Source organism: Ruegeria sp. N11, from assembly GCF_056531525.1.
In genome coordinates this window covers 171243-195693 of the sequence record NZ_JBQFLX010000007.1, presented here as the reverse complement: position 1 = coordinate 195693, position 24451 = coordinate 171243, and the positions used below count along the sequence as shown (strand labels likewise).

Below are 24451 nucleotides of genomic sequence, written 5' to 3'. Positions count from 1 at the left end.
GCTGCTCAGGTCCTGTAGAACAGATAGCGGTCCGGGGCTATGGTCTCGGGTCCGGCAAATTGCTTGAATCCCACCAGGGGCTGGCCGGAGATCAGCAATCCGCCCGGCAGCATGACCCGTGCGATCAGCGGGCTGAGGCGGGCGGCCTCGGCAACATCCTCTTCCTTGATGCCGCGTCCGAAATCATAGTGGGCCATGGCGATGCAGGGGCCGTTTTCTGCCAGCTTTTCCAGCATCGGCTCTGCCTCGCCCTGCAGAAAATCTTCGGCCGGGGGTGTGCTGGAGGGGTGGCATTGCAACACGCGATCCATGACCCAGATGCGCCGGTCGGGCAGGATCTCCCGCAAATGGTCATAGGTCCGGCCATTGCCAAGTCCCATATCCAGAATATCCCCAGGTGTTTCGGCGATCCGGGCTGCAGCCCAGTTCAGACCGTCGCGTTGCGCGGTCAGGCGGCGCAGCATGGAATCAAGTCGGCTCATCGGGTACTCCGTGGGTGTTTCGAATGTGGGGCGCGACCCAGATCTCCGTGGGTCCGTCCAGCAATCTGGCCAGCAGGGTTTCGGTAAATCGCCAGATGTCCGGATCATGCACCAGGTGGTGGGTCAGCACGCCAAATGGCTCGGTATTGTCCGCGCAACCTTCGCGCCGGTCCCGCAGGAGGCCTGCGGTTCGGGTAATAAGTATGTCCGGGTCAACAAGTCCCCGTGTCCCACGCCAGTCGATGGGGTCCAGATGGGTGTTCACCCGTTCCAGCCCAGGCGCGGCCAGCCTTGATGCACGTGGCGTTGCCGTTGACAGAATGCGATAGCCGAGATCGGGTAAAACCTGCGCCACTTCGGGGGCGATGCGGTTCCATGGCGGAACGAAAACGGGCCTGAGCCGGTCGCCCAACAGTTTGTGCAGAGTCGAAATTCCAGCCCCCGCGTCCTGCGCAATTTGCGCGATTGGACGGTGCAGGCGGAATTCAGCTTTTTTCTCGGTGGCGGGAGCGTGGTTTTGATGGAACAACCCGTGCACCACCGGGACCAGTTCGGAATGCTGCGCGACATAATCGACCAGGGCTTCGTCTGCGTTGCGGGGGATTACGGCAAGATGTACGGGCAGGCCGATGCGGCAAGACAGTGCCGACAGGGTTTCCAACTGCGGCGTCACGGTTACCGCATCGTCGTCCCGCCACCAAAGCGGCAGGGTCAACTCTGCATCCGACCAGAGTTTCAGTTCGTGTGTCAGAGGATTCCAGTTTGCGGTCATCGGCACCGCTCCAGCAGCGTTTTCGTGATCTCGACCGCTTCCCGCGCCCCGTCGAACCCCTGTGTTGGAACCTCGCGTGCACCGTCTGACAATACTGTGCCGACAGCCTTGGCCAGAGCAGTGCCGCTTAACCGGGCGCTGGGCAGCACCCCGATGCCCGGAAGATCTGCAAGGCTTTGAGCGCGCAAACCCTGTTCGACCTCATTGCCGTCGTCAAAGGGTATGAAAACCGCCGGCGTGCCGCTTTGCAGAATATCCAGCGCAGTGTTGTAACCGCACATGCTGACCGAAGCGGCGGCAATTGGAAGCATTTCACGAAAATCCGGCCGGACCGGTTCCAGCGTGATGTTGGTGCCTTTGGCCTGTTTCGACAGATCAGCGATGCGCGCGCTTGCGTCTCGTCCGCCGACCAGCAGGCGCCAGCGCCTGTCTGGCATCTTTTGGGCGGCCTCGATGGCCGCGCGAAAGATCGGCTGGCCCACCGATCCGCCACCGGCGCTGACGATGACCTCGTCCCGGCCGACGCCGTCCGCGTGCGGTTGTGGTGCCGGTGGGGCAACAAAACCGGTGTAGTGCAACCGCTCGGACAGCTCCGCCGTGACGGGCCAGCTGACATCCAGTTTCGTGAATTTTGGGTCCGAGTGGACAAAGATGCCGTCATAGTACCGCATCACCATCGCAAGTGCGCGATGAGCTTTTTCCGGTTTGGAGGGCGGCGCAAGGATGTCGCGGATCGACCCCAGAATCAGCGGGCGGCGCGGCAGGCCATGCGCTGCTTCAAGGGCAGCCGTGAACTCTCGGGCCAGCGAGCGCCGACCAAACGGAAACAGTTCGGTGATCAGCACATCCGGCTGAAAACGCTGAACGGCCTGCGTCAGCGCGACGATCCGGGCTGACAGATATGTGTCGTCCGCAACAGAGCCTGTTTCGGTCAGAAGTCGCGTGAAGTCCGTTCCATCCGACCGCAGGGGCGGCAGCCCGAAAAGCGTCAGCCCCGCACTGTTCAGTTGCGGTGCGGGCATCCCGCCAGATACGACCAACACCTCAGCCCCGTCCCGCGCATAGGCGCGCCCAAGTGTCAGGGCACGGCTGAGATGACCAGTGCCCAACAGGTGCGTGACTACGATCAGAACCTTCATGAATTGGCCTCCGGGCGCAGCAGGCGAACCGGTTCGGGATCAGGGTGCATGTTTCTCATGTCGACGATATACAGCCGGTTGCGCTTGATTTTGAAGGGTGCGGGGCCGTTAAAGTCCCACCCCCAGGCCTGCGCCAGAATGACCCGCATGATACCGATATGGCAGACGGCAATTGTGTCCCTTTGCAGGCCTGACAGCCAAGGGGCCAGACGGGCTCGGACGTCGGACGGGCTTTCTCCGTTTGGGGGGCGGAAATCCCATCCCCAGTCCTCGATATGACGGTAACCGCTGCTGGCATCTGCGATCAGGTCAACGCCACGCTTACCCTCCCAGGCGCCCCAATTCATTTCGATCAGGGCGTCTGACGTCTTTGGCGCGCGTCCTGACACCAGTTGCGCCGTTTCGCTTGCACGCATCAGCGGGCTGGACCACAGCTCGGCCGTGTCCCACGGGGAAGGGAGGGCGGAACCCGAAAGCTCGGCTTGCGCGTCGTCATCCAGTGCAATATCGCTGCGCCCCTGAATGCGCCCCGCACGGTTCCAATGCGTGTGGCCATGTCGAAGAAGGGCAAGCCGGGTCATGTAGGTGCCCCCGATAACGGGCGGGCGTGTTGCCAGAAGCGCCTGGTGGCTTCGGGCATCAGGTTGCGCGCCGCCACATGCGCGCGCGCGTTTTCTCCCAGCGTGCGGCGCAGGACCGGGTCATTCAGCAACAGCTGCATCCGGTCGGCCAGGCCTTGGGCGCCTGCTTCGACAGTCGGATGGTCCGAGGGGGCCAGAACATCGCGCACACCGGGTCTGTCCTGCGCAACAACCGGAAGGCCACAGGCCTGAGCCTCAAGATAGATCATACCATAGGCTTCGTTCACGCCGGGCCAGACAAGAAAGGACGACTTTAGGTAGGCAGCTTGGACCCTGGCCCGGTCCAGCAGACCCAGAATACGCACCTTCCCGTCAAACCGGGCCATCAAGGCTTCGACTTCCGGCCGGGCGGGCCCATCGCCAACGATATTCAAGGCCCATTCCCCGTTTAACCGCGCCAGTGCGTCGGCAAGAACCCGGTACGAGGCAAGCTTGTCGCCATGCCGCATCATGCCGACCGCCAGCATGGGCCCGTTGCGTTCCGAAACGGCGGGCAGATCTGCAATGGGCAGAAACGGCGGCAACTCGGCCAGGATTTGATCGCCAAATCGGTCCCGCTCCAGCGTGATCAGGTCGTTGGCGGTGTGATAGTAGATCACCCGCGCCGCATCACTGGCCCGATGCGCAGCACTGGCAAAATCGGCCCAAGGGCCGTTCAGCCGGCTGGAAGCGCGGGTGCTTTCCAATTGCACATACGGAATTCCCCGGGCCTTGCAGACCTGTGGCCCCAGCAGATCAGGGGCCTTGTAATAATTATGATAGGTCACCCACAGAGCCGTTTCGGCTGGCATCGTGTCCAGAACGCGTTCCACTTCGACCCGTGCCGCGGCATGCAGCGCCTGCTGGATTCCGGTATCTCCGGTCTTGTCATAGATGCGGAGCGTGGAAACGAGATCGACCTTGTCCCCCTGTGCGCCGATCGCCTTCATCAGATTGCGCGCCATTTCGCGGTCGCCCGAGGGAACCGGGCTGTCCGGAGATTTCATCGGAGCATAAAAGGCAACCCTTGCCATCAGGCAGGTTCCAGACACAAGGCGTTCAGGCGGGCGGACAGCCGGGCAATGCCGGGATCCATTTGGAATTGGGTGATCAGGCGCTTGTAAGCCGCCGCAGCCATTCTGGCCGCCTCTTCCGGATCGGCGGCAACACCGGACATTGCGGATGCAAGCGCTGCGGGATCATCGTCCGCCAGAATACCGTGCACGCCGGTCTCGATGAACTCGGGAATGGCGGAAACCGGGGTGGACAGGATTGGCAACTGCTGAGAGGCCGCTTCCATCAACACGTTGGGCAAACCATCACGGTCGCCGTCCACCGCAATCCGGCTGGGCAGAACAAACAGGTCGGCACGCCGCATCGCCTCGATCACTTCGGGCTGATCGCAGGCACCTTTCCAGCTGATCCGGTCCGCCAAACCCGCAGCGACGGCCCGTTCCTGCAGCTGTTTGTTCAATGAACCGCCCCCGATATGGGTCCAGTGCCAGTCCAGTGCATCCGGTAACAGGGCGAATGCGTCGATCAGTCGGTCAAACCCTTTTTTTTCGACCAACCGGCCGACGGACAGCATGTGAAACGGGTCGTTTGCGGCCCGGATCATACGGTCAGGAGGGGACGGGAAGCGCGACAGATCCAGCCCGTGATAGATCAGTTCAATCCGCGCGGGATCATCAGAAAGCCCACGCAGGTGTTTTGCGCCAATGGCGGTGCAAGTGGCCCCAAACGCGGCACCAAACGTGTCGGACCGCAGTTTTTCCCGCTTCTCCCATTCTGGTGAGGTCCAGATGTCCTTGGCGTGGGCGGAAAAGCTCCACGGCAATCCCCGCATGATCGCGGCATATCGCGCGACTGAGGAGGGCGTGTGCATGAAATGCGCATAAAGCGCCAGCGTTTGCTCCGGCAGTTCGGCGGCCAGAACGCAGGCCTGCCCGAAGCGCCGGATGCGATTGTGACTAGGGTCGCGGCGAAGATCATCGCGCCAGACCCGGTAAGCCTGGTTGTAGCCGGGCAAAGCCCGCGCCACATGACGGGCAACCCAGACACGGCCGGGTTCTTCGTACAAGTACTCGGGCAGATAATGGACCCGACCCCGAAAACGGTCGTGCAGAGGGTGGCGTTTGACATCCGTTGGGTGGCGCAGGGACCAGATGTCAAAGCGGTGGCCAGCCTCTTGCAGGGCCACCAGTTCCTGGGCGATGAACGTCTCGGACAGGCGCGGCCAACCTTTGACCAGCACCGCCAGTTTCGGCAGGTCTGCGGTCATCCGGTGGCCCGTTCCCGTTTGCGGCCCAGCAAAACCTCTATACGATCGGTCACGTAATCCAGCCCGCCCAACAATCCGCCCCGGATGGCTTCTGACGGCAGCGGTTGGTGCGGAATATTACGAATGGCCTGGATCATTGCTTCGGTTGTCAACCCTTCCCGGCGTTCGTCCAGCATGCGGATCAGGCCCAGGTTTTCGGCCCGGGAAGCCCGGATCCACTGTTCCAGGCGCGGTGTCGTGCGCGGTACGATGACCGCGCGTTTGTCAAAGGACAGAACCTCGCAAAAGGTGTTGTAACCACCCATGCAGACAACTCCGGTGGCGCCGGCAAACAGGGTTTCAATCTGCGATTCAAATCCTACCGCGGTAACACGCCCATCAAGCGCGGCAACGCGCGTTTCGAACTCTTCCCGCAATTCGCCCGACAGGAACGGTCCGTAGACCAGCACCGCCCTTGGCGACAGGTCGGGGTCGCTTTCGTAAGCGGACAGCACCAGATTGACGAGCGCTTTGCCGTCTCCGCCGCCGCCGGGCGTGATCAGCACGTAAGGCTGCTTGGGTGGTTCACCAACGGGGCCAAGATCGCGCCGAAGATAACCTGTCCAGTGAATACGGGACTGCGCCGCCGGGCTTAGCGGCAGCCCCTTGGTCGGATCGTAGACCGAGCGCAACCCGTACACCCATATTTCGTCGTAAAACCGCTCCGTCGCGGCCACTGCGTCCTTTCTGGCCCACTCGGCGGCCAGAACCTCGGGCTCGTCCAGAACATCCCGCAGACCCAGCACAAGCCGCGTCCGGCGCGAACGTTCAAGGGATTCCAGTGTACGCAGCAACTCGCCCCGAAACCCTGTCGGCTCTTTGTCCACGACAAAGACGTCGGGATCGTACTGCTCGACTGCGGTCTGAATCAGACGGGCGCGCAGCTCCGTGACTTCTTCGATGCCCATGCCAATGGTCTGCGAGGCATATGAACCGTCGGCCCGCTTGGTGACGCCGGGCAGGCGCACATGGTCGACGCGGCGTGGAAACGTAAACCGCCCCGCCACGGGGGAGCCCGTCAGGATCAGCGCGGACGCCGTCGGATCTGCCTGGGTGATCGCGGCGGCCAGTGCACGGGAACGGCGCAAATGGCCCAACCCGAACGTATCGTGGCTGTAAAACAAAATGCGCGGCGCGCGGCCGGATATCTCACTATGTCGTTCTAGGCTCATGCCTTCGCCCGTTTTTTGTCATTTCGGTGCAGTATCCGCGCAAATGCACCCGTATCTTATTATTTCAGTCTCTGCCCGCCAAACGAGCGCTGCCGACCTGCAAATGCGCCATGCATTGCGATTTGGCAACATCAATTCCAGGGCAGAACAGGCGCGTGGCACCGGATTGTCCCGCCCGAACCGGTCTGACGGTGTTCACTTGTTACAGGATTGGTCATATTCAGTTTTTGTCAGGTTGAAAACAGCCTTGTCCAAAACTGTGCGCCAGGAACACGGCTGGACACTTTATCGAGATGGGAAGGTTGGATAATTTGAACACCTGTAAACGCTTGAGTATTCTGTGCGGCAACATGCGAACTGGACACAAACCCATGCACTTCAAACTGTTTGCCGCGCTGGTTTTCACTTTCTGGGCAGTGCTTGCTGCCGGAACGGGGGCCGTCGCTCAGACATCCTTGATTCCGGGATACCCGACTGCTGGCGACACCAGTGCCGAGACGACCGCCGACGGAGACATAGCCGCAGCCATCCGCGCCGCGACCGAAGCTGGCGCAAGCGTGATTGTGATCGACAGCGCCGGGCAGGTCGCAACTGCCGGAACCACCGGAACCGCAGGTGCGGCTACGGGCGACGAGAACGACCCGATGGGTGAAGGCTCGCAACTGATGAAGGCGCAGGAGAGGTTCAGGACTTTCCGGGGGTCGGTTCAGTCGCGGCTGGAGGCGTTGCCCTATTCGATCTTCGAAGTGCAGTACATTCTGCGCCAGACCAGCCCGGACGGGCGGATCATGACCTATGTCGAGGTTCTGGCCTGGAATATCCTGTTCCTGCTGCTGGGACGGTGGCTGTCCATCGAGATCTACGGCAAGCGCATCGCGCGGCGTATCGTGGTGGCGCGATCCAAGGACAACCCCCAGGGGTACCGTGAGAAGATGCCGTTCCTGGTGTTCCGGTTCCTGATGGGGATTGGGGCCACCGTGTTTGCCATGTTGCTGGCGCTGATCGTGGGGTATCTGTTTCTTGGCGAGGCCGAGGACATCTCGATCCAGTTCACGGTCACAGCCATCTTCACGGCGTTCTTCCTGTCGCGGACAGTGTCGGATCTGTGGCGGATGGTCCTGTCGCCCTACCTGAGCCAATACCGACTGCCACCCTTTTCCGACAGGGACGCAAAGCGCTTGTACATCTGGGCTTCGGCCATCGCGACCTATGATATTTCGGTCGTTCTGTTTTCCACCTGGGTTGCCGATTTCGGGCTGAACTACAACGTCTACGCGATGGTCTACGGAAGTCTGACGATGCTGGGTGCTGTCGCCAATGTCTTCATGATCCTGTTCAATGCCCGTGCGATCTCGAACGCCATTCGCGGCGGACGCGCGCCGGATCAGGTGTCGTGGATATTGCGGTTCATCTCGTTCGCCTGGGCCCCTGTGCTGATCGTGTATCTGGTGTTCAGCTGGCTGAAACTGGCCGTGGACCTGCTGCTGGAAAATCAGAACTCCATACCGATTGTCGCCAGCAGCTATCTCATTTTCATGTCCGTCGTGATTGCTTACGGCGCCATGAATTATCTGTTGGAGCGGTATTTCGACCGCAACCGTCAGATCGAGGAAATGAACGCCCGCGCGGAAGAGGCCGAAACCGAAGAGGGGCAGGGCGCAGCGGAAACACCTGAAGCTGAGCAGAGAAAGCACACCATCCTGACCTACGAGGATCTGGCCCGGCGTGTTGCGGGCATTCTGGCCTTCGTGGTTGGTGCCTACGCACTGGTGGTGATCTGGAACCCGGACGCCAACTGGAGCGAGGATCTTCCGATCGAGCGGGTGCTCGATGTGATGGTGATCATCTTCATGGGCTATATCCTGTTCCATTTCTTCCGCATCTGGATCGATTCCAAAATCGCCGAAGAAGAGGTCGATGTCGGCGAAGCGGAACTGGGCGATGAAGGCGGCGAAGGGGGGCAAAGCCGTCTGGCCACCCTGCTGCCGCTGTTCCGCGGTGCGATCCTTGCAGTTGTCGTCGTGACCATCATTCTGATTGTGCTGATGGAGCTGGGCATCAACGTCAGTCCGCTGTTCGCGGGTGCCGGTGTTGTTGGTCTGGCCGTTGGGTTCGGCTCGCAAACGCTGGTGCGGGACATCTTCTCGGGCGCGTTTTTCCTGATGGATGATGCCTTCCGCAAAGGCGAATATATCGATATCGGCGACGTGAAGGGGACAGTTGAGAAAATCTCGGTCCGGTCCTTCCAGCTGCGCCACCATCTTGGGGCGCTCAACACCATTCCGTTTGGCGAGATCAAGGTGCTGACCAACTACTCGCGCGACTGGGTGATCATGAAGCTGCCGCTGCGTGTGACCTATGACACCGATGTCGAGCAAGTGCGCAAGCTGATCAAGAAGCTGGGCCAGCAGTTGCTGAGCGATCCGGTGATCGGCGAGAACTTCATTCAGCCATTGAAATCGCAAGGCGTGATTGAAATGCAGGATTCAGCGATGATCATCCGGGTCAAGTTCATGACCAAGCCGGGCGACCAGTGGTTGGTGCGCAAGAAGGTCTATCAGGAAATCCGCGAACTGTTCGCGCGCGAGGGCATTCGTTTCGCCCACCGCGAGGTCACCGTGCGTCTGGCCGATGACAAGAATGCCGAGGACCTGACGCCCAAGCAGCGCGAGGCCGTAACCGGCGCTGTGCAGGCTGCGATTGATGAAGACTATCTTGACGATATCGGCCCGGGCGGCGGTGATGACAGATAGCGCATCCTCCCGCCCCTTTGACCGGCGTCTCTGACGAGACGCCAGCAAAGTGTTGGGCCGGGCCGCGCGTCCCGCGCGGCGGTGGCTCTTTGGATGAGTGGGATAAACTGACACGCCTTTGAGCCACGGCGGGCCGAGAACGTGCAGAGCGGTTGGGATTTTTGCGAGCGAGGGTCTGTCGAAAAAGCGTCAGGCAGACAGACCAGCCCACTGTGGCGGGGAGGTGCCAAGCCTTGATGCGGGTAGCGGCCAGTGCATCCTGGCCGTCCCGACGCTCAGCGCGGGTTTCAGTCGGTGGCCTGGTCCCCAGCCCGAAACCTCGGTAGCCTGGGCATAGTCCTGCGGGGTGGCACCCTGCATCTCAACCTCGGGGTCGGATTTGCTGAGTGCCACCAGCAACTCTGCGGTGCGTGCAAGTGACAGTTTGGCGTGCATCACCGGGTTCCCCCGCGCGGCCTGCGCAAGTGCCGACAGGATTGATGCGGCCATCAGGTAACCGGTGGCGTGATCCAGCGCCTGCACGGGCAGGGGGGTAGGCTTGTCCGCCTGCGCCCAGATGCGCCCGGCGTCGGCGATCCCGGCGCTCATCTGGACAAGGCTGTCAAACCCGCGTCGGGTCGACCAGGGGCCTTGCCACCCATAGGCGTCCAGTGTCACCTCAACCCGGTTCGGGGCCAGTTCATCCCGTTTGGTTTTGGTCAATCCAAGCGCGTCCAGTGCGCCGGGACGATAGCCGTGAACAAAGACGTCCGCCTCGGCCAGCAGGTCATGCAACTTTTGAACCCCGGCAGGAGATTTCAAGTTCAGATAGGTGCATCGTTTGCCCAGCGAGATGTCGGGAATGACACCGGGTTCGTCCCAGCCGGGGGGATCGATCCGCAGCACTTCAGCGCCGAATCCGGCGAGGGTTCGTGTGGAAACCGGGCCAGCCAGAACGCGGGTCAGATCAAGGACCCGCAAGCCAGCCAGCGGCCGTTCTGCTGTGGCATTTGGCCGGTCGCGCAGGGTGACCATTCGCGGGTTTTCCCAGGTAATCAGCGGGTCGCGCGACACGGCACGGCCCTGAGGATGTTCAAGCCATTCCACCCGGCTGCGCATGGCGGCCGCAACACCGCCTTCGGCGATAATCGCGCTTTCAAGTTCCGAAATCGCCCACTGCCTGACCGCCTGGGATACGGCGTCCCGATCTGCGGGTGTATCCAGAACCTTGAGGGCCGCGCTGCGGTGATGCGGCAGGTTGGTGTGCAACCGGATCCAACCGTCCGATGCCCTGTAGTTGCCGGCAACCGCATCCCACAGGTCCGGCATCTGCCAGCCATCGGGTTTGAACGAAAACCCGAACCAGAGCGATGCCAGGCGGTGATCGACGGTGATTTCCGGTAGCTTCGCGGACAGGTTCAGGGCTGAAGTCAATGAAGCAAGCTCTTGCCCGACGGCGGCAAAGCTGGCCGTGGCCAGCTCTGACACCGCAAACACGCTTGAAAGTGCGCCGTTCCCGGTAGTCCGATAGCTGTCTGCGGCGGGAAGGGACGACAGCAGGCTCATTGCTGATAGGGGTCCAGACTGTCGCGCAGCCCGTCGCCAAGGAAGTTGAAGGCCAGCACGACGACGATGATCGGCAACATCGGGATGGCGGTCCATGGGTAGATCTCGATCGAAGCGAGGTTCTGTGCGTCGTTGAGCATCACGCCCCAGCTGACCGCCGGTGCCCGCAGGCCAAGGCCGAGGAAACTGAGCGCCGTTTCCCCGAGGATCATTGCCGGGATCGACAGTGTGGCTGAGGCGATCAGATGTGACATGAAGTTCGGCAACAGGTGCTTGCGGATCACCCGCCCCGAGCTCGCGCCCATCATTTCCGCCGCGCGTACGTATTCCTCTTCGCGCAGGGACAGGAACTTGGCGCGAACGGATCGGGCGAGGCCGGGCCAGTCGAGAATGCCGAGAATGATCGAGATGATGAAGAACACCGCCACCGGGCTCCAGTTCGACGGGACCGCAGCGGACAAGGCCAGCCACAGAGGCAGTTCCGGCAGCGAGCGCAGGATTTCGATCACCCGGTTGATGGTCCAGTCGATCCTGCCGCCGAAATACCCCGCCATCGACCCGAACAGGATACCCAGAAAGAACGACACCGAAATACCGATGAGGCCCACGGTCAGCGACAGTTGCGCGCCGTAAAGGATGCGGCTGAACACGTCCCGGCCCAGCCGATCCGAGCCCCAAAGGAACAGCGTGGCGCCCTCGGGGGCGCAGAACAGGTGCCTGTTTGTTTTGATCAGTCCTGCCAGCTTGTATTCGGACCCTTCACAGAAGAACCGGATCGGGCGTGGGTCTTCGGTGTCGGGGACGAATTTCCACTGAAAGGTCTCAAGATCAGCTTCGGCTATGATGGGATAGACGTAAGGCCCGACAAATTCACCTTCGTGGAACCAGTTGACGCTTTGGGGCGGGGCATAGAGGTGTTCACCATTGCGGTCGTTCGGCCCGTAAGGCGCAATGAACCCGGCGAAGGGCAGCATCAGATAGCATAGCAGCAGGAAGATACCCGAAATCAGGCCCAGCTTATGGGTCCGGAACTTGCGCCAGACCAGAACCCAGTTCGGTGCGTCCAGATCCGCGCGTTCGAGTTGTTGGATCGAGGCTTCGGGATCGAACGGGGCGTCGTCGACATAGCGGCCGTCGGGAAGTTTGCTCATGCTTCACGGCCCTCGTATCGGATGCGCGGGTCCAGCATGACCAGCAGGATGTCGGAGATCATCGTCCCGATCAGGGTCAGCAGGGCGACGAACATCAGGATGAAGGCCGACAGGAACTGATCCTGTGTCTTAAGCGCGGTCAGCAGGGTCGGGCCAATGGTTTGCAGACCCAGAACGACCGACACAAGTACCGATCCCGATACCATCGAGGGCAGCAGGTTGCCGATGTCCGCCACAAACGGGTTGAAGGCAACGCGCAATGGGTATTTCGTCAGCATCCGCGACGGGGCCATGCCCTTGGCGATGGCGGTTTCGACATAAGGCTTGCCCAACTCGTCCAGCATATTGGCCCGCAAACGCTGCATCATTGCGGATGCCCCGGAGGTGCCGATGACAAAGGTCGGAACAATCAGGTGGACAAGAATGGACTTCAGCTTGTCCCAACTCATCGGCTGGCCTTCGAAGGATGGGTCCATCAGCCCGCCGATGGGCAGGTTGAAATAGCGGTGGCCGTAATAGAACAGGATCAGCGCCAGAAGAAAGTTTGGCGTGGCGAGACCAAGATAGCCAACAAAGGCCGAGGTGTAGTCGATCCAGGTTCGTGACTTTGCAGCAGCCAAAACACCCAGCGGCAGGGCCACTGCATAGACGAAAAGGATCGCGGCCAGGTTGACCACGACCGTCAGCCACAGCGTGTCACCCACGATTTCGGACACGGGGCGGTCGAATTCAAAGGACCAGCCGTAATTGCCCTGCAACAATCCTTCGAACCCGTGGGGACCGGGCCAGAATCCCATCCAGATCAGGTATTGCTCCGGCATCGACCGGTCCAGCGCGTATTCCTTGCGCAGAAACTCGGCCTTGGCCACGCCGGCCGACTGACCCGAGGCCTGCAATTCGGCAATCTGGTTGCTGAGATAGTCGCCGGGCGGCAGGTTGATGATCACGAAGATCAGAACCGACACCACCAGCAGTGTCAGCAGCATCGTGAAAAAGCGGTACACCGCGTAGCGCAGCATGATCATTTAGCTGCTCCTGTCAGTCGGCGAAAAAGAACTCGTCTGGCCGGTGGACGCCGAAATGCGCACCGGGTTCCCACGCCCACATGGCTTGCTGAGGTACATTGCGCAGACGGTTCGAAACCACGATCGGTTGCGGTGCGCCGTTCAGTATACCGATGGCGTAAAGCTGGTCAGCATGAATTTTCAGCATTTCGGTCCAGACGGCCTGACGCTCTTCGTCGGTTGTGGCGATTTCCCATTTGTGGGCCAGTTCCATCAACCGCTCTGCCTCAGGCATGTCTGGTGACTCGCCCGCTTCGCCACCTGTCTGATGATACTGCCCCCATTTCGGCCACGCCAGAAACACCTGATCGGTCGGGGCCAGATAGGCGGGGGAAGTGTGATTTTGCGGGATACCGTCATCCCAGCCAAACCAGACGGATGCCATCGTATTACCCGAGAAGACGCGGTTGCGCAGGATGTCCCGGTCCAGCGGACGCATGACCAGCTTGACGCCAACCTCGCGCCAGGTGTCGGTGACGATCTGCAATGCGTTTTCAACCTCTTGACGTTCGCCGGCGGTTTCGATCACCAGCTCCATCGGTCGGCCATCGGGCAGCAAGCGGATGCCATTGTTATCTCGTTTGTCCAGCCCGGCCTCATCCAGCAGAGCATTGGCCTGTTCGATGTCGAATTGCGCCCAAGCCTGTGCGTTTTCTTCGTTGTAGAAAGGTGAGGCAGGCAGCACCGACATCGCACCGGGCTGGGCCAGTTTGAAGTAAAGCGCCTGGTTGATCGTCTGGCGGTCAATTGCGAGTGAAAGGGCGCGGCGCACGCGCACATCGCGCAACACTTCGCGCCAGCCATCATCCGAGTAATTCAGGTTCGGGTAGATTGCGATCTGTGACGCCACCCCGGTTTTCCAAAGCAGTGTCTTGTAGTTTCCCTTCTCCTCACCCTTTTTCAGGATTGATGCGTCACGGAAAGCCAGCCCGCGCCCCTGCAAATCGGTCTCACCCGCGTTGGTCTTGGCTGCAACAAGGCCGGGGGCGACGATCTCCATCTCGACCACATCGATATAGGGCAGTTGCACACCCTTGGAGTCGATGCGGTGATAGTAAGGGTTTCGGACAAAGTTGTGCCGGATCTTCTTGCCAGAGCTTGCATTCAGCCAGGGCTGCAGGGTAGGCAGTTCGTGATTGTCGAATTTATAGAGGTTATCCAGCTTGTTGTGCAGCGCGGCCCAGCTTTTGACCCTTGCATCGTCAACCTGAAAGGCCAGATCTTCGGCGTCTGCAAACTTCTCATGGTATTGCTTGAGGAAGGCGGACGGGCGGTAAATGAAGGGGGGGCGGGCCTGCGCCAAAGATTGAAGGAAATTCGGGTTCGGATCGTCCCATTCGTACATGATTGTCTGCTCGTCCGGGAAAGTCACGGTCGGCAACTTGCCTTCGACTTGCAGGAAATCCGGCGGACCGGAGGGGCTGAGGAGTTCATTGTTGGCCACATCCTCCCACCAGTAGCGAAAATCTTCCGAGGTGAAGGGAGAGCCGTCGGACCATTTGTGCCCTTCGCGCAGATGCAGCGTGAACTTGCGGTTGTCTTCGTTGTCGAATGAGGCCAGCAGGTCCGGGACAATTTCATAATTCTGGTCGAAACCGACCAGGCGGGCATACCCATAGACGACCATCTGGCGGATGTCCTTGGATCGCGTCACCATCGTGCGCAAAGTTCCGCCGGGCGTGCCGAATTCACGCCCCTTTGCGGCCAGATCAACGATCAGGGGGTCCTTTGGCAAACGCTCCTGAACCGGGGGCAGGTTGCCTGCGTTGACTTCAGTGGCCCAGAATTCGCTTTCCTGTGGTGTCGGAACGGTCTCTGCCGTGGCGGGCAGCATCCAGGTCAGGGCCAGCGACGCGGCCAGAAACAGGGGACGAGTGGTTTTAAACATGGCAACGTACCTTATGGCCGGGCTCCAGCTCTATCAATGAGGGTACCACGGTGTCAGAGAAACGAAAGGCTTCTTCCCAGCTGCTCGGTGCCCCCGCGCCCAAAGCGACCAGTTTCAGGTCGATGGGACGGTTGATGTCAGGTTCCGGTTGAGCGGCAATCAGCGCTTTGGTGTAAGGGTGGCGGGGATTGTAAAACAGGGTCTCAGGCGGGGCTTGTTCGACGATCAGTCCCCGTCGCATCACGGCGACCTCATCAGCGATGCGTGCCACGACGGCAAGGTCGTGGGAGATGAAGAAATAGGACAGGTTCAGACTGTCCTGTAGATTCTCCAGCAATGTCAGGATCTGTTCCTGCACCGACACGTCCAGTGCCGAGGTCGGCTCGTCACAGACGATCAGCAACGGGTCCAGCATCATGGCGCGGGCAATCGACAGGCGCTGGCGCTGGCCACCGGAAAACGCATGCGGGTAGCGTTTGAGCATGTCCGCATTCAAGCCCACCCGTTTCAGCATCTCGGCCGCCTTGTCCCGCTGTTCGGAAACAGACCCGATGCGGTGGATTTCCAACGGCTCGGTCATGGCGTCCTGAATGCGCATGCGCGGGCTAAGCGAACTGTAGGGATCCTGAAACACCATCTGCGCATTGCGTTGAAACGCGGTGCGCTGGGCGCGTGTCATCTTGTGGACGGTGATCGGATCGGCATCTGCGGAAGTTCGGAACAGCACTTCGCCGCCCGGATCAGGTAGCTCGGCTCCCAAGGCGATGCGGGCGGCGGTGGTCTTGCCAGACCCGCTTTCGCCTACAACGGCCAGTGTTTTGCCCCGGGCCAGCTGCAGATCGACACCCTGACAGGCGAAGATTTTCTTGTCGTCCTGCCAACCCTTGCTTGAACGCATGGTGTAGGTCTTGCTGACGTCCTTCATCTGCAGGATCAGATCATCCTGCGGCATCGGCAGGCCGACGGCATCCTTGTCCGGGATTTCCGGTGCGGCATCAAACAGTTGCCGCGTGTATGGGTGCGCGGGCGCATTCAGCATCGGCTCGGCCGGACCGGCCTCCATCACGCGACCCTTGTGCATGACGACAACCTGCTCGGCCATGTTGGCGACAACGCCCAAGTCATGCGTGACCAGGATCAGCGCCATACCGGTTTCTTTTTGTAGGTCCTTGATCAGCCCCAGAACCTGCGCCTGCGTCGTCACGTCCAGCGCGGTGGTCGGTTCATCTGCGATCAGCAGCTCGGGTTTCGAGACCATCGCCATGGCGATCATCGCCCGCTGCCGCATGCCGCCGGACAATTCAAAAGGGTAAGAATCATACGCCCGCTGAGGGTCGGGGAACCCGACGCGCTCGAACTGGGTCAGAACCTCTTTGCGAGCCTGCGCCTCGGACGCGCCACGATGCAGCCAGAGAACCTCGCTGACCTGATTGCCGATCTTGTGCAATGGAGAGAGGGATCGCATCGGCTCCTGAAAAATCATCGAAACGCGATTGCCGCGAATATCGCGCATCTGGCGTTCGTTGATTCGGGTCAGTTCCACCAGACCCTTGGAATCATTCAAGGTAATTGTTCCGCTGCGGATCTGGGCCGTGCGCGGCAGAATGCGCAACGCTGCCCGGCAGGAAATGGTTTTGCCCGATCCGGATTCTCCGACCAAAGCAAGCGTTTGCCCCGCCTCGACGTCAAAATTCACGCCTTTGACAACAGATTCCGCACTGCCAAAGCCAATGCTGAGGTCTTGGACAGACAACAACGCATTCATGCAGGTTTACCACCTGTTTGACCGTAGGTCGGCATCGGCTTGTTCAACTCCCTGTGTTTTTTGGCTCAGTTTCGCGCGGTTAGTGCCGCATAGTCAAACCGTTCTTGGGCCCAAACGTCGCGGAAACGTGAAACCGGGGGCAATTTATCTACACAAGGTCTTGAGTTCTTGTCATCTAGGGCAGTGTCGGCCACATCTTGTCTGTCGACTGCCATCAAGGAGAGATTTGCCCCGTGTCCGACAATCAAAGCCGTCTGGATCTGTTCATCGACCGCATGGTGTCACAGCGTGCCTGCCTGGATTTTGCCATTGCGCAAACCCGCGGCATGCCGGGTCCCGTGTTTGAGCTCGGGCTGGGCAACGGGCGAACCTATCATCACATGATCGGTCGTATTCAGGATCGCCCGGTTTATGTTTTTGAACGGGCGGTTGCGTCGCACCCGGAGTCCACGCCGCTCGACGATCGGGTGATCCTTGGCGACGTGCGGGAAACTCTGCCCGCGTCGGTCGACCGTTTTGGCGCATCGGCCAGCTTGATACATGCGGATCTGGGCGGGCATAACAGGGCCAAGAACGATGCGTTCGCCCGATTTGTATCGCCTCTGATCGAACCGCTGCTGGCCGAGGGCGGACTGATGGTGTCCAGTGACCGTATGTATTTCGAGGCCCTGACTGAAGTGCCGCTGCCGGCAGGTGCTGTGGAAGGCCGCTGTTTCATTTATCGCCGCTGATCCGGGCCACAGGAAAGATCGCCAATGCTGTTTTATGACTGCTCAACCGCCCCCAACCCGCGCCGGTCCCGCATGTTCATCGCTGAAAAAGGGCTTGATATTGAAACCCGGCACATCTCGATCGCTGATCGAGAGCAGTTGAGCGACGATTTCAAAGCGGTAAATCCATGGGCAACGGTGCCGGTTCTGGTGACGGATGACGGCACAGTCCTGACCGAAAACCTTGGAATCGCTGCCTATCTTGAAGCGCGCTTTCCCAATCCGCCTTTGTTGGGCCGTGATCCGGACGAAAAGGGCCTTGTTCTGATGTGGAACAGTATTGTCGAGCAACAGGGCGGCGCCCCGATTGCCGAAGTGCTGCGAAACACCAATCCCTTCTTTCAGGACCGGGCGATCCCGGGACCGGTCAATTACGCGCAGATCCCCGAACTGGCGCAGCGCGGCGCCGACCGCGTGGCACGGTTTTTCGATCTTCTGGAGCAGCGCTTGCGAAACAGCGCATTCTTGGCCGGGGCAGAGTTTTCACTGGCGGATATTTCGGCTTTTGTTTTTGTCGATTTTGCGCGTGTCATCAGAACGCGCATACCTCAGGAAAACACGGCGACGCTGGCATGGTTCGAGGGGATCAAGGAACGACCCAGCGCCAACCTTTGAAGCCAAGGTTTCAGGAAGCGTAGACCACCCAGGCCCAGACCATGGCGACGTAAGTCAGGTTGTGCATGAACTGATCCAGCCCGGCAGCCCGCCAGAATGCCGCCTGATTGGGTTGCAGTTGCCGCTTGTCCGAGTACAGGGCCTTGGCAAAGTCTATGTTGAAATGCACGAACCATTCCAGAACGGCGATAACAAGGATGAAAGCTATCGCGGTCCCGAACAGCAGAAACACAATAGCAGAACCCGCCGCATGCACCGCTGCATGCTGCGCGCGTCCCAAATGCATATATTCCCCGCGGCCCGACAGCATTTTTGCTGTCTGGAGATAAAAATCCGCGAACATATGTTTGACCTGCAATAAGCAGATCATCAGCAACACCGCGCCAAGTGTAGCAGTCAAAATCGCCTTCCCCATATCAGTCTGTCTCAAACTCTAGGTGCTAAATTGGGCTCGCGCAAATGAACTAGTTCACACAAGGGGGGAATTTTCGATCAATTGGAAACTATTTGCGTCTTTTGTTGGGATTGCGGTAAATTCGTACTGCTGAATTTAAAGATTACCATGACGTACGGGTCGATGACCTGAAGTAGGGGCGGGTTCAATAGAAAGAACGATTTTCCGGTTTATTTGGAAGTACTCCAAACGCGATCAGCTGGTGCTGCTGGCCGTGACGGCGACGCTGTTTCCATTGCTTTACCTGACGCTGGAACTGCCCAAGCGCATCATCAATGACGCCATCGGCGCAACCAGCAGCGTGGTCGAGGTCTGGGGCTACAGTCTGACGCAGACCAATTTCCTGATCATCCTGTGCTTTGCATTTCTGGCCTCGGTTCTGGCGCATGGTTTGATGAAGATGCGCATCAACACGATGAAGGGGATCCTTAGCGAACGGATGTTGCGCCGGTTCCGCTATCAGTTGATCAACAGCGCGCTGCGTTTTCCACAACCCTATTTCGAGCGGGTCAGCCAGGGTGAACTGGTCTCGATGGTGACAGCCGAAAGCGAGCCGATGGGCGGGTTGATGGGCGATGCGATCAGCCAGCCGGTGTTGCAGGCCGGACAGATGATCACGATCCTGTCGTTCCTGTTTCTGCAAAGCGTCTGGTTCGGATTGGCAGCAGTGGCGCTGATCCCCTTGCAGGCCTGGCTTATCCCGCGCCTGCAGCAGCAGATCAACCTGCTGAACAAGAAACGCATTCAGGAAGTGCGCGTGCTTGCGGCCCAGATTGGTGAAAACGCGGCGGGCGCATCGACATTGCGGTCAAACGGCGGCTGGCGGTATCGTCGCGCGATGGTCTCGGATCAGCTGGGGCGGCTGTTCGGCATCCGGTTAGAGATCTACCAAAAGAAGTTTTTTATGAAATTCATAAACAACTTCATCTCGCAGCTGACGCCGTTCATGTTCTATCTGGTTGGCGGGCTTCTGGTGCTTCAGGGGTCGGTCTCGCTGGGGGCGCTGGTCGCGGCCTTGGCTGCCTACAAGGACCTGAGTTCCCCGTGGAAGGAACTTCTGACCTATTACAACCAGACACAGGACATGTCCCTGCGCTGGGACGTGGTGGTCGAACGCTTTGCGCCCTCGGGAATGCTGGATGAAAATCTATTCGATGGCGAACCTGAAACACGTCCGCATCTGAACGGCGATATCCACCTGAACCATGTCTCGGTGCGCGATATGGATGGGAATCAGGTGCTGGACGATCTGAACCTGACGTTTCCGGGTGGAAAGACGGTTGGTATTTCCGCCCCCAGCGAGGAAGACCGGCGCGCATTGGCGGAACTGCTGACACGGGAAATCCTGCCAAGTGCCGGGCGCGTTGAAATCGGGGGGCAGAACCTGGCCGAAATGCATCAGGGGGTTGTGGCGGCTCGGATCGGGTATGCCACGTCGCGGCCCGTGATGTTTCAGGGAACGCTGGGCGACAACGTCATGATGCCGATGCGGTTCAAGCCATTGTCGGAAGGGCCGGCCGATCCCGGATTCGCCGAAACCCAGCGTGCCGGAAACAGCCCGGACCCGTTCCGGGCAGATTGGCTGGATCCGTCACTGGCCGGTCTGGACAATGCGCAGGCACTGCGTGCGTGGTGGCTGCAACTGGTCGAGGGGATGGGCTCGGGCGCGGCCCTGTTCCAGCGGGGTAGCGAGCAGACATTCGATGCAGCCGAGCACCCCGAGCTGGCGGCAAAACTGGTCGAACTGCGCCCGGTGGTGCAGCAGGCTGTTCAGCAGAATGGGCTGGAACAGCAAGCGCTGATTTTCCGTCGCGATACCTATAACCCGGCATTGCCCGTGGCGGAAAACCTGCTGTTTGCCACCCCGCGCGTCCGGGTCACGCAGGATCTTCTGGCGCGCCAATCCGTGTTTCTTGGGCAATTGCGCGAACTGGGGCTGGATGAAACGCTGGTCAGTCTGACCCGGGACGTGATCGACATGCTGCGCCAGATCTTTGGGCTGGATGGAACCGATCACCCTCTGTTCCGCAAACTTGGCCTTGAAGCCCAGACCTATGAGGCCGCAGTCGAGCTGATCGACCGCACCCGGGACGAAGGCGCGACAGGGCTGAACGATGAACAGTTGGCAAACCTGCTGGCGGTGCCATTGGTGATCTCGGCCGAACAGATCGGGCCGGCCTTTACCAGTGAACTGAAGGACCGGATTCTCGAGTTGCGTCACAGTCACTCTGACAAGCTGCTTGAGACATTGCATGACGTCTTCGTGCCGCTGGATGAGGGCGAGTTTGCACCGGGGCTGACCGTGATGGAGAACGCCCTTTTTGGCAAGGTCAGCCAGGTTGGAGGGGCCCGGTCCGACGAGTTGCGCAAGGTGATTGTCGATGTGCTGTCCGAAAACGGCGCGCGCCCACTGGTGATCGAACTGATCTACAACGTTCCGGTTGCCCTCGGCGGGCAAAACCTTCCGGCGGTTTTTGCCGAACCATTGGCCTTTACCCGTGCAACGATCAAGAAGCCGGACGTTCTGGTCCTTGAGAACGCGCTGGCCAGTTATGACATGAAAACCAAAGTGGCGGTTTACAAGAACCTGCGCGAGTTGCTGCCGGACACCACGGTTGTATACCTGAACGATCAGTTCCAGAATCCGGATGCATTCGACATGCATGTGGAAATCAGGCAAGGTCGTGTCGTTTCAGGGGAGGGACCGATCGACGTGGAGGAAGACAGCGCCGCCTCAGCCGACCTTGCGCGCAAACTGCGGGCATTGGAACAGACGCCATTGTTCTCGGGTCTGAACCGCAGACAACTGCGCCTGCTGGCATTTGGTGCGCGCTGGTTCGAGGCCGCCAAAGGCGAGGTAATCTTTCTGAAAGACGACCAGCCGACGGATGGGGCATACGTTGTTCTTGAGGGCGAGGCGGGTTTGTATCTGCCGCAAAAGGACGAACCGGATCAGCTGATCACCAAGGTCGGACCCGGCGCGCTGGTTGGTGAGCTTGGTCTGATCCGCAAAGAGCCGCGCGCGCTGAGCATGATTGCCGAAACCGACCTGTCCTGCCTGCGTATCGGTGAAGAAGAATTCCTTGCCGTCGTCGAAAACGATGCCGCAACCGCGTTCAAGCTGTTGCAGGTCATTGCCGGTTACGTTTCGAACTAGATGCCGCCCTCGGGGCTGCAGAACAGGTCATAGAGCAATGTGATGACCTGTGCGGTATTGCCGTCTTTCAGCGTGTAGTAGATTGTCTTGCCATCCCGGCGGGTCGAGACCAGGTTTTCCTCGCGCAAGCGGGCAAGCATCTGACTGACTGCCGCTTGCCTTAGCTGCAACAGCTCCTCCAGTTGCCCTACGGATTTTTCGCCATCGCCCAGATGGCACAGGATCATCAATCGGCCTTCATGGGCCAGCGTCTTGAGAAATGCTGCCGCGCGAGCGGCGCTTTCGCTCATATCCGCAGGTTTTTCAGGGCTCAGTTGTTGGGACTGCACTTCCTTGAACGTCACGCGCGACCTGTCTACTAGTCTGTATTGTCAGCATTATGCCTGATTACAGTCGTGATTGTCACCCCTCGACAGCCGGTGCGCCGCCCTGAAAGGCGTTGCCGTTGACGTAGTCACAAGGTGCCTCCTGCATCTGCAGGTGCAGGCCATCCCCGGTATAGGGGTGCGCGCGGGCCAGTTCTTCATTGACGTCGATCCCGAGGCCGGCAGCAGTGGGCGGGATCACGAATCCATTGTCCACCTGCAAACTGCCGTTGATCAACTGGTTGTGGAACGGGGTTTCAATGGTTTCCAGCAGCAACAAGTTGGGTATGGATGCGGCCAGATGGATATTCGCGGCCCATTCCACAGGCCCCGCGTATAGGTGCGGTGCCATCTGTGCGTTGAAGATCTCGGCCATGGCGGCGACTTTCTTCATCTCCCATATCCCACCTGCGCGTCCCAGCGCGGGTTGCAGGATTTCTGCCGCGCCAGCCCGCAAAACCGCCCCGAACTCGGCCTTTGTGGTCATTCGCTCGCCTGTGGCCACCGGAATGCGGACATTGCGGGCAACGCGCGCCATGTCTTCGATCATGTCCGGCGGTGTGGGTTCTTCGAACCAGAGCGGCGAGTACGGCTCGAGCGCCTGACCCAGTCGGATGGCCCCCGCCGTGTTGAACTGGCCGTGGGTGCCGAACAGCAGGTCGGCCTTGTCCCCGACGGCCTCGCGTATGGCTTTGCAGAACGCCACCGACATCGAGATATCGGACATCGCCGGCATATGGCCTCCGCGCATCGTGTAAGGACCAGCCGGGTCGAACTTGACCGCGGTGAAGCCGCGCCGGACCATTTCGGTCGCGCTTTCCGCCGCCTGATCGGGTGACGTCCAGAAATCGGTCAGATTGTGCCGGGGCAGGGGGTACAGATATGTATAGGCGCGAATGCGTTCATTCATCAGCCCGCCTAGCAGGGCGTAAACCGGGCGGCCCCGGTCCTTGCCCAAAATGTCCCAGCACGCGATTTCAAGCCCGGAAAACGCGCCCATGACCGTCAGGTCCGGACGCTGGGTGAAGCCGCTTGAATAGGCGCGGCGGAACATCAGCTCGATGTTTTCCGGGTTCTCGCCCAGCATATGTCGTTCGAACACGTCCCGGATGACATGTTTCATGGCCTCCGGGCCAACCGACGAGGCGTAGCATTCCCCCCAGCCGATGATCCCGGTATCGGTCGTGACCTTGACCAGTATCCAGTACCGCCCGCCCCAGCCGGGGGCCGGAGGGGCCGTGACAATAATGTCGAGATCCTGCAGTTTCATCAGCTGCCCTCCTGCCGGGTCGCGTTAGTTCTGGTCGAAGATAATGACGTTGCGTTTGGCCGAGCCGGTCTTCGTGTCGGCAATCGCCTCGTTGATCTGATCCAGCGTCCAGCGCCCCGAGATCAGTTCATCCAGTTTCAGCCGCCCCTGTTCGTACAGGTCGATCATCCAGGGGATATCGCGCTGAATGACCACGTCGCCCATTTTCGATCCGACCAGGCCCTGTCCCAATGCGGCAAGGATGACGGGTTCGTAGGTAGACTGATCGCCGGAATGCGGCATGCCGATCATGACGGCCTTGCCGCCGCGCCCAAGGTAACGCGGGGCCTGATCATAGGCCGGTATCGCGCCAACGGTAATCAGAACAGCATCCGCCCCGCGCCCGCCCAAAGCCTTGTATGCAGCCTTCCACGGCTCGTCCAGGCTGCCCAGCACGCCATGTGTTGCGCCAAACTCTTTGGCGATTTCCAGTTTTTCTTCGGTCATGTCTACAGCCACGATGCGCCGCGCCCCGGCAAGCCGTGCGCCCTGTATCGCGTTCAGGCCTACGCCCCCGGCGCCGATCACGACTACGTCCTGACCCGGGCGCAAACCGGCCGCGTTGACGGCTGCGCCAACGCCCGTGATCACGCCGCAGGACAACAGGCTGGCAACGTCCTTGGGCAGCGTTTCCGGGATCTTGACGATCTGCCTGTGGCTGACGACCACCTTTTCCGCAAAAGCGCCGCAGGCCATGGCCTGTTCAAGCGGACCGTTATCGGCTGTACGTAGCGGACCCTTGACCGTGTCGTAAGGGGTTTCACAGATCGTGGGTTTGCCACCTGCGCAGGACGGGCAGGACCCGCAGGCCCGGATCAGTGTGACAACGACCGGGTCGCCGACCTGGAACCCGCCTGCGTCCTTGCCCACCGCCGATATGATGCCAGCCGCCTCGTGCCCGTAAACGGCAGGCAGAAACCCGCCCCAGGCGCCACTGGCGTAGGTTATGTCGGAATGACAGATCGCGACGGCGTGCAGGGTCACTTCGACCTCGCCATTGCCCGGAGCCGAAATCCGGACATCTTCAATAACAAGCGGTTCCCCGAACGCATGGCATACAGCGGCTTTGATGGTTTGCATTGTTGTTAACTCTCCCTTTCGCACACGGTG

General features: G+C 60.1%; 20 protein-coding genes. 4 read left to right on the top strand and 16 right to left on the bottom strand.

Annotated elements, in window-relative coordinates; translation table 11 throughout:
* Window positions 1–5: 5 nt before the first annotated feature.
* The 7 genes from ACR0J8_RS09835 to ACR0J8_RS09805 are packed head-to-tail and all read right to left on the bottom strand — an operon-like array spanning window position 6 to window position 6505.
* The gene (locus tag ACR0J8_RS09835) at window positions 6–482 is read right to left on the bottom strand and encodes a class I SAM-dependent methyltransferase (protein WP_170678362.1); all 477 of its coding nucleotides are present in this window, start codon (window positions 480–482) and stop codon (window positions 6–8) included.
* The gene (locus ACR0J8_RS09830) at window positions 469–1254 is read right to left on the bottom strand and encodes a polysaccharide deacetylase family protein (protein ID WP_480524981.1); all 786 of its coding nucleotides are present in this window, start codon (window positions 1252–1254) and stop codon (window positions 469–471) included. Before ACR0J8_RS09830 ends, ACR0J8_RS09835 begins: the two co-directional genes overlap by 14 nt.
* The gene (locus ACR0J8_RS09825; RefSeq protein ID WP_480889901.1) at window positions 1251–2393 is read right to left on the bottom strand and encodes a glycosyltransferase family protein; all 1143 of its coding nucleotides are present in this window, start codon (window positions 2391–2393) and stop codon (window positions 1251–1253) included. The genes ACR0J8_RS09830 and ACR0J8_RS09825 overlap by 4 nt, the downstream gene beginning before the upstream one ends.
* Complete coding sequence (locus ACR0J8_RS09820) at window positions 2390–2974, bottom strand: histidine phosphatase family protein (RefSeq protein WP_480524976.1); 585 nt, start codon at window positions 2972–2974, stop codon at window positions 2390–2392. Before ACR0J8_RS09820 ends, ACR0J8_RS09825 begins: the two co-directional genes overlap by 4 nt.
* Window positions 2971–4047 carry a glycosyltransferase family 4 protein gene (locus tag ACR0J8_RS09815; protein ID WP_480524974.1) on the bottom strand — a complete coding sequence of 359 codons (1077 nt, stop codon included), beginning with the start codon at window positions 4045–4047 and terminating at the stop codon, window positions 2971–2973. The genes ACR0J8_RS09820 and ACR0J8_RS09815 overlap by 4 nt, the downstream gene beginning before the upstream one ends.
* Complete coding sequence (locus tag ACR0J8_RS09810; protein WP_480524972.1) at window positions 4047–5294, bottom strand: glycosyltransferase family 4 protein; 1248 nt, start codon at window positions 5292–5294, stop codon at window positions 4047–4049. The genes ACR0J8_RS09815 and ACR0J8_RS09810 overlap by 1 nt, the downstream gene beginning before the upstream one ends.
* Entirely contained in the window at window positions 5291–6505 is a 1215-nt protein-coding gene (locus ACR0J8_RS09805) for a glycosyltransferase family protein (RefSeq protein ID WP_480524971.1), read from the bottom strand. Before ACR0J8_RS09805 ends, ACR0J8_RS09810 begins: the two co-directional genes overlap by 4 nt.
* Window positions 6506–6876: 371 nt before the next feature.
* Between ACR0J8_RS09805 and ACR0J8_RS09800 the strand changes: the two genes are divergently transcribed.
* Complete coding sequence (locus tag ACR0J8_RS09800) at window positions 6877–9258, top strand: mechanosensitive ion channel domain-containing protein (protein WP_480889896.1); 2382 nt, start codon at window positions 6877–6879, stop codon at window positions 9256–9258.
* Between the two features lie 189 nt (window positions 9259–9447).
* Here ACR0J8_RS09800 and ACR0J8_RS09795 read toward each other — a convergent pair whose 3' ends face one another.
* Genes ACR0J8_RS09795 through ACR0J8_RS09775 form a run of 5 tightly spaced genes read right to left on the bottom strand, consistent with a single transcriptional unit; the run spans window position 9448 to window position 16671 of the window.
* Window positions 9448–10803 (bottom strand): CoA transferase, encoded by a 1356-nt coding sequence (locus ACR0J8_RS09795; protein WP_480524967.1) that lies wholly within the window; start codon window positions 10801–10803, stop codon window positions 9448–9450.
* On the bottom strand, window positions 10800–11954 hold the full coding sequence (locus tag ACR0J8_RS09790; protein ID WP_170678343.1) for an ABC transporter permease: 1155 nt from the start codon (window positions 11952–11954) through the stop codon (window positions 10800–10802). Before ACR0J8_RS09790 ends, ACR0J8_RS09795 begins: the two co-directional genes overlap by 4 nt.
* Window positions 11951–12979, bottom strand: coding sequence for an ABC transporter permease (locus tag ACR0J8_RS09785; RefSeq protein ID WP_170613497.1), 1029 nt, complete (start codon window positions 12977–12979; stop codon window positions 11951–11953). The genes ACR0J8_RS09790 and ACR0J8_RS09785 overlap by 4 nt, the downstream gene beginning before the upstream one ends.
* A 13-nt stretch (window positions 12980–12992) precedes the next feature.
* A complete protein-coding gene (locus ACR0J8_RS09780; protein ID WP_480524963.1) occupies window positions 12993–14906 on the bottom strand; it encodes an ABC transporter substrate-binding protein in 1914 nt (637 codons plus the stop codon).
* Complete coding sequence (locus ACR0J8_RS09775) at window positions 14899–16671, bottom strand: ABC transporter ATP-binding protein (RefSeq protein WP_480524962.1); 1773 nt, start codon at window positions 16669–16671, stop codon at window positions 14899–14901. Before ACR0J8_RS09775 ends, ACR0J8_RS09780 begins: the two co-directional genes overlap by 8 nt.
* Window positions 16672–16904: 233 nt before the next feature.
* Here ACR0J8_RS09775 and ACR0J8_RS09770 point away from each other — a divergent pair, with 233 nt between their 5' ends.
* Both ACR0J8_RS09770 and ACR0J8_RS09765 read left to right on the top strand, forming a co-directional pair.
* A complete protein-coding gene (locus ACR0J8_RS09770) occupies window positions 16905–17402 on the top strand; it encodes a class I SAM-dependent methyltransferase (protein ID WP_480524960.1) in 498 nt (165 codons plus the stop codon).
* A 24-nt stretch (window positions 17403–17426) separates the two neighbouring features.
* Window positions 17427–18056: a glutathione S-transferase family protein gene (locus tag ACR0J8_RS09765; protein ID WP_480524958.1), complete on the top strand. Its 630-nt coding sequence runs from the start codon at window positions 17427–17429 to the stop codon at window positions 18054–18056.
* A gap of 10 nt (window positions 18057–18066) precedes the next feature.
* Here ACR0J8_RS09765 and ACR0J8_RS09760 read toward each other — a convergent pair whose 3' ends face one another.
* A complete protein-coding gene (locus ACR0J8_RS09760; protein ID WP_480524956.1) occupies window positions 18067–18456 on the bottom strand; it encodes a DUF3307 domain-containing protein in 390 nt (129 codons plus the stop codon).
* A gap of 214 nt (window positions 18457–18670) precedes the next feature.
* Here ACR0J8_RS09760 and ACR0J8_RS09755 point away from each other — a divergent pair, with 214 nt between their 5' ends.
* Window positions 18671–21667, top strand: a complete 2997-nt coding sequence (locus ACR0J8_RS09755) for a cyclic nucleotide-binding domain-containing protein (RefSeq protein WP_480525031.1) — start codon at window positions 18671–18673, stop codon at window positions 21665–21667.
* Here the strand turns inward: ACR0J8_RS09755 and ACR0J8_RS09750 are convergent.
* From ACR0J8_RS09750 to ACR0J8_RS09740, 3 genes are all read right to left on the bottom strand, one after another.
* Entirely contained in the window at window positions 21664–21957 is a 294-nt protein-coding gene (locus tag ACR0J8_RS09750; protein ID WP_480525030.1) for an ArsR/SmtB family transcription factor, read from the bottom strand. The two genes, ACR0J8_RS09755 and ACR0J8_RS09750, sit on opposite strands and share 4 nt — an antisense overlap.
* Before the next feature lie 112 nt (window positions 21958–22069).
* Complete coding sequence (locus ACR0J8_RS09745) at window positions 22070–23302, bottom strand: mandelate racemase/muconate lactonizing enzyme family protein (RefSeq protein WP_480889889.1); 1233 nt, start codon at window positions 23300–23302, stop codon at window positions 22070–22072.
* Window positions 23303–23326: 24 nt separating this feature from the next.
* Window positions 23327–24421 (bottom strand): Zn-dependent alcohol dehydrogenase, encoded by a 1095-nt coding sequence (locus tag ACR0J8_RS09740; RefSeq protein WP_480524953.1) that lies wholly within the window; start codon window positions 24419–24421, stop codon window positions 23327–23329.
* Window positions 24422–24451 lie beyond the last annotated feature (30 nt).

Coding starts and splice junctions, on each gene's coding strand:
- ACR0J8_RS09835 (WP_170678362.1), bottom strand. CDS start 482: ATGAGCCGACTTGATTCCATGCTGCGCCGCCTGACCGCGCAACGCGAC.
- ACR0J8_RS09830 (WP_480524981.1), bottom strand. CDS start 1,254: ATGACCGCAAACTGGAATCCTCTGACACACGAACTGAAACTCTGGTCG.
- ACR0J8_RS09825 (WP_480889901.1), bottom strand. CDS start 2,393: ATGAAGGTTCTGATCGTAGTCACGCACCTGTTGGGCACTGGTCATCTC.
- ACR0J8_RS09820 (WP_480524976.1), bottom strand. CDS start 2,974: ATGACCCGGCTTGCCCTTCTTCGACATGGCCACACGCATTGGAACCGT.
- ACR0J8_RS09815 (WP_480524974.1), bottom strand. CDS start 4,047: ATGGCAAGGGTTGCCTTTTATGCTCCGATGAAATCTCCGGACAGCCCG.
- ACR0J8_RS09810 (WP_480524972.1), bottom strand. CDS start 5,294: ATGACCGCAGACCTGCCGAAACTGGCGGTGCTGGTCAAAGGTTGGCCG.
- ACR0J8_RS09805 (WP_480524971.1), bottom strand. CDS start 6,505: ATGAGCCTAGAACGACATAGTGAGATATCCGGCCGCGCGCCGCGCATT.
- ACR0J8_RS09800 (WP_480889896.1), top strand. CDS start 6,877: ATGCACTTCAAACTGTTTGCCGCGCTGGTTTTCACTTTCTGGGCAGTG.
- ACR0J8_RS09795 (WP_480524967.1), bottom strand. CDS start 10,803: ATGAGCCTGCTGTCGTCCCTTCCCGCCGCAGACAGCTATCGGACTACC.
- ACR0J8_RS09790 (WP_170678343.1), bottom strand. CDS start 11,954: ATGAGCAAACTTCCCGACGGCCGCTATGTCGACGACGCCCCGTTCGAT.
- ACR0J8_RS09785 (WP_170613497.1), bottom strand. CDS start 12,979: ATGATCATGCTGCGCTACGCGGTGTACCGCTTTTTCACGATGCTGCTG.
- ACR0J8_RS09780 (WP_480524963.1), bottom strand. CDS start 14,906: ATGTTTAAAACCACTCGTCCCCTGTTTCTGGCCGCGTCGCTGGCCCTG.
- ACR0J8_RS09775 (WP_480524962.1), bottom strand. CDS start 16,671: ATGAATGCGTTGTTGTCTGTCCAAGACCTCAGCATTGGCTTTGGCAGT.
- ACR0J8_RS09765 (WP_480524958.1), top strand. CDS start 17,427: ATGCTGTTTTATGACTGCTCAACCGCCCCCAACCCGCGCCGGTCCCGC.
- ACR0J8_RS09750 (WP_480525030.1), bottom strand. CDS start 21,957: ATGAGCGAAAGCGCCGCTCGCGCGGCAGCATTTCTCAAGACGCTGGCC.
- ACR0J8_RS09745 (WP_480889889.1), bottom strand. CDS start 23,302: ATGAAACTGCAGGATCTCGACATTATTGTCACGGCCCCTCCGGCCCCC.
- ACR0J8_RS09740 (WP_480524953.1), bottom strand. CDS start 24,421: ATGCAAACCATCAAAGCCGCTGTATGCCATGCGTTCGGGGAACCGCTT.